The organism is Pseudomonas tremae (assembly GCF_001401155.1).
In the GTDB taxonomy this organism is placed as follows: Bacteria; Pseudomonadota; Gammaproteobacteria; order Pseudomonadales; family Pseudomonadaceae; genus Aquipseudomonas; species Aquipseudomonas tremae.
This window is the reverse complement of the sequence record NZ_LJRO01000079.1, coordinates 212,382-217,770: the sequence shown is the minus strand read 5'-3', so window position 1 is coordinate 217,770 and position 5,389 is coordinate 212,382. Positions and strand designations below refer to the sequence as shown.

At 60.3% G+C, this 5,389-nt stretch carries 4 protein-coding genes and 1 pseudogene (1 of these 5 running past the window's edge); 2 read left to right on the top strand and 3 right to left on the bottom strand.

The genetic code is table 11. The features are described 5' to 3' along the window. On the bottom strand, positions 1-1,016 hold a 1,016-nt coding region (locus ALO43_RS06520; protein WP_054997265.1), incomplete at its 3' end, for an MFS transporter. Between the two features lie 276 nt (positions 1,017-1,292). Here ALO43_RS06520 and rarD point away from each other — a divergent pair. Continuing rightward, on the top strand, positions 1,293-2,177 hold the full coding sequence (gene rarD, locus ALO43_RS06515; protein ID WP_053479647.1) for an EamA family transporter RarD: 885 nt from the start codon (positions 1,293-1,295) through the stop codon (positions 2,175-2,177). A 3-nt stretch (positions 2,178-2,180) separates the two neighbouring features. Here the strand turns inward: rarD and zapE are convergent, their stop codons facing one another. Next, positions 2,181-3,296: a cell division protein ZapE gene (zapE, locus tag ALO43_RS06510; protein ID WP_005890357.1), complete on the bottom strand. Its 1,116-nt coding sequence runs from the start codon at positions 3,294-3,296 to the stop codon at positions 2,181-2,183. A gap of 66 nt (positions 3,297-3,362) precedes the next feature. Then, positions 3,363-4,808 (bottom strand): SulP family inorganic anion transporter, encoded by a 1,446-nt coding sequence (locus ALO43_RS06505; RefSeq protein ID WP_024689591.1) that lies wholly within the window; start codon positions 4,806-4,808, stop codon positions 3,363-3,365. 142 nt (positions 4,809-4,950) lie between these two features. Between ALO43_RS06505 and ampC the strand changes: the two are divergent. Continuing rightward, positions 4,951-5,389 (top strand): annotated as a pseudogene (ampC, locus tag ALO43_RS06500) (class C beta-lactamase); it runs 676 nt beyond the window's last position.

Sequence of the window (5,389 nt, the reverse complement as noted above, 5' to 3'; positions counted from 1 at the left end):
ACTGTTGTAATCGCCGGGATCGCCACGCTTTCAGGCATGGTCTTCTGCCGACCGGCTGCGCTGTAGCACACTGGTACGATGTTCGAGCAGCCGGCGCCAACCAGCGCATAGCCCAGCAACGCTGCCTGCCAGACCGGAATCAACGTAGCGACGGCCAGCCCCGCCGCTGCGCAAAGGCCGCCCAGAATGATCACCCGATTTGAACCCACCCGTTTCACGACCGCATCGCCAAACAGCCGCCCCAGCGTCATGGCTGCAGCGAACACCGCATAACCCAGTCCGGCATAAGAGGCTTCGACGCCACGCAACGAGGTCAGGAACACCGCGCTCCAGTCGAGCATCGCACCTTCGGCCAGGAACACAGTGAAACACAGCAGCCCGATGAACAGCACCACACCCCGCGGGATCGCAAAGGCGGGTCCGTCAGACGAGCTGCCGTAGGGCAACAGATTCGGAGCTGCTTTCGCCAGCGCAAGTAGCGTCAGCAGCACGACTATCAACATCGCAGCGAACGGCGAGATCCCCAGACTGAGCAAGCCAGCGACACCAGCAGCGCCGACAATACCGCCAAGGCTGAACAGGCCATGAAACCCCGACATCATGGTCTTGCCGCTGTTGCGCTCGACAATCACCGCCTGAACGTTGGCGGTACAGTCGACCCCGCCCATGCTTGCGCCGAACAGAAACAGCGTCGCTATCAGCAGCGGCAGGCTGGATATCGTCGCCAGCAGTGGCAGGCACAGACAGATCAGTAGCGTCGAGCAGACCAGCAATCGTCGACAGCCGAACCGCGCTGCCAGTGCGCCCGCCAGCGGCATTGAAATGATCGAGCCCACACCAAGACACAACAACAAGAGCCCGAGCGTGCCCTCATCAAGACCCATGCGTTGTTTGACGTAAGGCACCAGCGGCGCCCATGACGCCACACTGAAACCGGCAATGAAAAACGCGATACGCGTAGAAGACTGTTCCGCCCGAGCCTTGGCGTCCTGGGCTGCGGTGCTGAATGAGGTCATGCATGCTCCTTGTGATTACCGGACAGAATCGCGCCAGCCAGCGCGACAGCCTAGCAAAGCTGATCGATTAACCAAAACGTCTGATGCGCTTGAATGGGGCACGTTCCATCGCTGTGTCGACCTGGTCCGTAAAAATCCGCCTTATCGTGATAAAGACCGGCGAACGTACAACCACCGCAGTTTGATGTGCAGCTTTTTGCACATCAGGCCAGTAGACTGGTCGACGCGCGCACCAGACAGGTGCAAAAGGTTGAATGAGCCGTTGCGGAGGACGTTGTGTACAAAGGTGTCGTGCTGTCGGTTCTGGCTTCCGTGCTGTTCGGGGTCATGTATTTCTATACGTCGTTAATGAAGCCTCTCGACGGCGAAGAGATTTTCGGCTGGCGCATGCTGCTCACCGTGCCGTGCGCGACCCTGTTCATGCTGGTCAGCGGTGACTGGCGACGAGTCCGCGATGTGGCTGTCCGGCTCAGGCAGCAACCGTTGCTGTTCTTCGGGCTGCTGCTGTCTTCGCTGCTGCTCGGTGCACAACTGCTGATCTTCATGTGGGCGCCGCTGCATGGGCGCAGTCTGGAGGTGTCGCTGGGTTATTTTCTGCTGCCGTTGAGCATGATTCTCACCGGCCGGGTGGTGTACGGCGAGCACCTCTCGTACCTGCAGAAGGTCGCTGCCGTGTTCGCAATGGTCGGGGTTACCCATGAATTGTGGCGGCTGGGCAGTTTTTCCTGGGAAACCCTGCTGGTTGCAGGCGGCTATCCGCTGTACTTCGTGCTGCGGCGCAAGCTCAAGACCGATCATCTGGGCGGCCTGTGGTTCGACATGCTGCTGATGCTGCCCATCAGCCTGTGGTTCATCAGCAATGGTCAACCGCAAGCTATCCAGCAGACACCGTTGTTGTATCTGCTGATCCCGCTGCTAGGGGTAATCAGCGCCTCGGCACTGGTCAGCTATATTCTCGCCAGTCGCCTGCTGCCGTTCAGCCTGTTCGGGCTGCTCAGCTATGTCGAGCCGATCCTGCTGGTCGGGGTTGCCCTGCTGCTGGGCGAAAGCATCGGGCGCGATGAATGGCTGACTTACCTGCCGATCTGGCTGGCGGTCGTGGTGTTGATGATCGAAGGCGCCAAACACATGCTGGCCCAGCGCCGTCGGGATGCATCCTGACCGTCACGACTCGGTAAAGCGCTCCAGCTGCATTTCCTGCAACCGGCTCAGGGTGCGTCGGAACGCGAATGACAGATAACCCTGGGTGTACAGTTCGTCCATCGGCACCGGCGCTTCGACATACAGCGGAATGCGCCGATCGTAGCACTCGTCCACCAGCGCGATGAAGCGTCGTACGCCATCGTCGTTGGGCGACAATTGTGGCAACTCACGATCCCCCGCCGTCACCTGCTCCACGCCATCCTCGGTGCCTCGCGCAATCTTCGCCTCGCGTTGTGCAGCGCCCAGTACCGGCACCTCACTGAGCAGAATCACTGAAAAGCGATCGCACAGCGCGATGAAATCCATCGCCGCCAGCGGTTGTTCGCAGAGGTCGCGATAGCGGCACCACACCGCCGTATCGGAGTGCTGAACCACGTTGATGCTGCGATAACCGAGCATGACCTGCGAGTCGTGCACCGGCTGGCCGGCGCTCAGGGTTTCGAATATCCCCTGCAAAGCACTCGGTCGACCGGCTTCGAAGACCCAATAACGCTGGTGCAACTGGCCAGGGTGCAGGCGATGGTCTTCGCCACCGTCCACTGCCACAACATTCATGTACTTCTGGATAGCCGCGACGGCGGGCAGGAAACGCTCACGGTTATGGCCGTGGCTGTAAAGCTGCTCCGGTGGCTGGTTGGAGGTACAGACCAGTACCACGCCCTGTTCGAACATCACCTGCAACAGCCCGCCAAGGATTACCGCGTCACCTATGTCGGTCACAAACAGCTCGTCGAAGCACATCACCCGCACGTCCCGCGCCAGCTCTTTGGCGACCACTGTCAGCGGCTGAGGCGTACCCATCAGTTCAAACATGCGCTTGTGCACCCAACGCATGAAGTGATGAAAATGCTGACGCCTTGCCGGTACACTCAGGCTTTCGAAAAAGCGGTCCATCAACCAGGTCTTGCCGCGCCCGACCGGCCCCCACAGGTACACACCCTGCGCTTTACCGCGAGACTCGGTCAGCGCCAGATAGCACGCCTGCAACTGCTGCACAGCCCGCAACTGCGCCTGATCAGACTGAAAACCACGCTGGACCGCACGTTGGTAAGCATCCAGCGGAGAGACAGCATCCATCAGGCAAACACCTTTGGTTCAGAGGTTGATATTCAGCCTATACGAGACAAGGCCTGGCGACATCAATCAAGCGTGCTGTACACCTGCGCGCTTGAGCAATCGTTTGCAACGCTCGGACAGATGCACCACACGCAAGTGCTTGCCGGCCTTGGCGTAGCGTTCACGCAAGGTCTTGAGCGCCGCGATTGCCGAGTAATCGACAAAGCTCAGGTGACGACAGTCCAGCGTCACTTGCGCCGGGTCCTCAGCCGGGTTGAACTGGTCAAGGAAGGGTGTGGTGGAAGCAAAGAACAACGTGCCGTGCAGGTGGTAGACCTTGCTGCCGTCTGCCTCGACATGGCTGTCGGCATAAAGCTCGCGGGCCTGCTGCCAGGCGAAGTTGATCGCGGCAATGATGATCCCGAACACCACAGCGGTGGCCAGATCGGTCAGCACCGTGACCACCGTCACCGCGATAATTGCCAGCACGTCGTTGAGCGGCACCTTGCGCAGCACGCGCAGCGACGCCCAAGCGAAGGTTTGCTGAGCGACCACAAACATCACGCCCACAAGCGCCGCCAGCGGAATACGCTCGATCAGCGGCGACAGGAACAACACGAACATCAGGATCATCAAGCCCGCAACCACCCCGGAAACCCGCCCGCGCCCACCGGAACTGAGGTTGATGACGGTCTGACCGATCATCGCGCAGCCACCCATGCCGCCAAATGCTCCGGACACCATGTTGGCAGCGCCCAGCGCCACACACTCGCGGTCCGGGTAACCCCGGGTTTCGGTAATTTCGTCGGTAAGGTTCAGGGTCAGCAGGGTTTCCAGCAGGCCGACCAGCGCCATCAGGATGGCGTAAGGCGCAATGATGCGCAGGGTCTCCAGATTCCACGGGATGTCCGGCAAGGCAAATGCAGGCAAGCCACCGGCGATATGCGCCATGTCGCCCAAGGTGCGGGTTGGCAGGCCGAGCAGGTACACCGCCAGCCCGACGCTGAGGATCGCCACCAGCGCCGGCGGCGCGACGCGGGTCACGCGTGGCAGCAGGTAGACGATTGCCATGGTCAGCGCCACCAGCCCGAGCATTACGTACAGCGGCGTACCGCTGAGCCACGACTCACCGACCTTGAAGTGTTCCAGTTGCGCCATCGCGATGACGATGGCCAGACCGTTGACGAAACCCAGCATTACCGGATAGGGCACCAGCCTCACCAGTTTGCCCAGACGCAACAGCCCGAACAGAATCATGATCAGGCCACCCAGCAACACGGTAGCCAGCAGATACTGCACGCCCTGCTGCACCACCAGCGCCACGATTACCACGGCCATCGAGCCTGCGGCACCTGACACCATTCCCGGTCTGCCGCCAAATAAAGCGGTCAGCGTACAAATGATGAACGCGCCATACAGCCCCATCAGTGGATTGAGATGGGCAACCAGCGCAAAGGCGATGCACTCGGGCACCAGAGCGAACGATGTGGTGAGCCCGGCCAGAACTTCGGCGCGCATACGGATAGTTTTCATGATTTACCTGAGCCGCGTTCCGTGGAGGAAGCGCAAAAAAGGGGGCATATTACGCAAACCTTTGACGACCGACCACCGCAGAGAGGCCCTCAGCCCCCCGCCTGATGATCGGCATACCCCCAAAACAACAAGGAACTATCGAATGCAATGGAATGGGACGCTGTTCTGCACAGGACTTCTGCTGGTCAACTCGGTGGCTTTTGCCGGGCAAGACCCGGCTGCGTTTGACGCGCTGGTGCAGACAGAAGCGCGCAAGGTCATGCAGGAAAACAACATTGCGGGTCTGTCCATCGCCATCACTCGTAACGGCGAACAGCAGTTCTACAATTATGGCGTGGCCTCGAAAGCCACTGGCCGGCCGGTGTCCAGCGATACACTGTTCGAACTCGGCTCGATCAGCAAGACCTTCACCGCAACGCTGGCCAGCTGGGCGCAGGCCAACGGGCAGTTGTCACTGACGCAGAGCATTGCTACTTACATACCGCAGTTGGGCGAGACACGCCTGGGCAAAATACCGGTCTTCCACCTGGCTACACACACCGCAGGAGGTTTCCCGCTTCAGGTGCCCGAGCAGGTGCATG